This is a genomic window from Streptomyces sp. NPDC044984, from assembly GCF_040646935.1.
Classification (GTDB): domain Bacteria; phylum Actinomycetota; class Actinomycetes; order Streptomycetales; family Streptomycetaceae; genus Streptomyces.
On the sequence record NZ_JBEZBE010000103.1, the window covers coordinates 1 to 2,195 of the forward strand.

Annotated in this window: 1 protein-coding gene; it reads left to right on the forward strand. The window is 71.8% G+C overall.

The features are described 5' to 3' along the window. Positions 1 to 117 precede the first annotated feature (117 nt). Positions 118 to 2,195: acyltransferase domain-containing protein (locus tag AB0A94_RS38630; protein WP_361751710.1), on the forward strand; the 2,078-nt coding region annotated here is incomplete at its 3' end.

Consider the following 2,195-nt stretch of genomic DNA (forward strand, 5'->3'; position numbering starts at 1 on the left):
ACCACTGCCCTGGAGGCGCTCGCGGCGGGTCTCCCGGACGCGGGTGTCGTGGAGGGCGTGGCCGATGGAGGTCGCACGGCGTTCCTGTTCTCGGGTCAGGGTGCGCAGCGCCTCGGTATGGGTCGTGAACTGCACGCTCGTTTCCCGGTGTTCGCGGAGGCGTTCGACGCGGTGTGCGTGGGCCTGGACGAGCACCTGGACCGGCCGTTGCGTGAGGTCGTGTGGGGTGAGGACGCGGAGGCGCTGAACGGGACCGCTTATGCGCAGGCGGGGTTGTTCGCGGTCGAGGTGGCGTTGTTCCGGTTGGTGGAGTCGTGGGGTGTGCGGCCGGAGTTCGTGGCCGGGCATTCGATCGGTGAGGTGGCTGCCGCGCATGTGGCGGGTGTGTTCTCCCTGGCGGACGCGTGTGCGTTGGTGGCCGCGCGTGGCCGGCTGATGCAGGCGCTGCCGGCCGGTGGTGTCATGGTCGCCGTGGAGGCGGCGGAGGCGGAGGTCCTGCCGCACCTGACCGACGAGGTGTCGGTCGCGGCCGTCAACGGCCCGTCGTCGGTGGTGGTCTCGGGTGCCGAGGCCGCGGTGGAGGCGGTTGCCGGGGTGTTCCGCGGGCTGGGGCGTCGTGTGTCCCGGCTGCGGGTGTCGCACGCCTTCCACTCGCCGTTGATGGAGCCGATGCTGGAGGAGTTCCGCGCGGTCGCCGAGAACCTCTCCTACGCCGACCCGTTGCTGCCCGTCGTCTCCAACGTGACCGGCCGCATCGCCGCTTCCGGCGAACTCACCACGCCCGCCTACTGGGTGACCCATGTCCGTGAGGCCGTACGCTTCGCCGACGGAGTCCGTGCGCTGGCCGGGCAGGGAGTCACCCGTTTCGTCGAGCTGGGCCCGGACGGTGTGCTGAGCGGCATGGCCCGCGAGAGCACCGGCGACGAGGCACACCTGATCCCGCTGCTGCGCAAGGACCGCGACGAGGAATCGGCGGCACTGACCGCGCTGGCCCGGCTGCACGTGGCCGGGGCCCGGGTGGACTGGGCCGCGTACTTCACCGGCACCGGCGCCCGCACCGTCGACCTGCCGACCTACGCCTTCCAGCGCCGTACGTACTGGCCGGAGAACAGCACGGTCACCGCAGCGGCCGACGCCCGCGCAGCCGGTCTGGACGCGTCCGATCACCCGTTGCTGGGTGCGGTGGTGGCGCTGCCGGACTCGGGTGGTGTGGTGCTGACGGGCAGGCTGTCGGTGGAGGCGCAGCCGTGGCTGGCCGATCACGTGGTCCTGGGCCGCACCCTGCTGCCCGGCACAGGGCTGGTGGAACTCGCCCTGAAGGCCGGCGAGGCCGTGGGCTGCGCGACGCTGGACGAACTGACGCTGGCAGCACCGCTGGTGCTGCCCGAACAGGGCGCCGTTCAGGTCCGTGTCGTGGTGGGACCGCAGGACGCCGCCCACCGCACGCTCGCCGTCTACTCCCGTCCGGAAGGCGCCGAGGACGCCCCGTGGTCCACCCATGCTTCCGGGTTCCTGGTGGAGGGTGTGGTGCCGGCGGAGTTCGATCTGGCGCAGTGGCCTCCGGTGGGTGCGGAGGTGGTGCCGGTGGAGGGTGCGTACGAGGTCTTCCGTGAGCGTGGTTATGGCTATGGTCCGGTGTTCCGTGGGTTGCGTGCGGCGTGGCGTCGGGGTGAGGAGTTGTTCGCGGAGGTCGCTCTGCCGCAGGAGTCGGTGGGTGGGGCCGGTGGGTTCGGTCTGCATCCGGCGTTGCTGGACGCGTCGATGCACGCGGCGATCCTGAACGACGGTGAGGGTGAGACGGTGATTCCGTTCGCCTGGAACGGCGTGCGCCTGCACGCGGTCGGCGCCACCGCCGTCCGCGTCCGCATAGGCAAGCTGGACGGCCGTGCCGTCACCCTGTCCGTGGCCGACGTGACCGGTGCGCCCGTGATGTCGGTCGGGTCCATGGCGGGCCGTCCGGTGTCGGCGGACCAGCTCGGTACGGCGTCCGGTGACGCGGGTGCGCTGTACGGCATCGAGTGGGTCCCGGGGACTGCCGGTGCCGCCGGTGCGGCGTGGACGCCGTGGGAAGAGGCGGCGGAGGCCGAGGACGTGCCGGAGACGGTGGTCCTGGACTGCGGTGCCGATGTCGATGCCGGTGTGGATGTGCCGGTGGGTGTGCGGTCGGTGGTGCACCGGGTGTTGGGTGTGGTGCA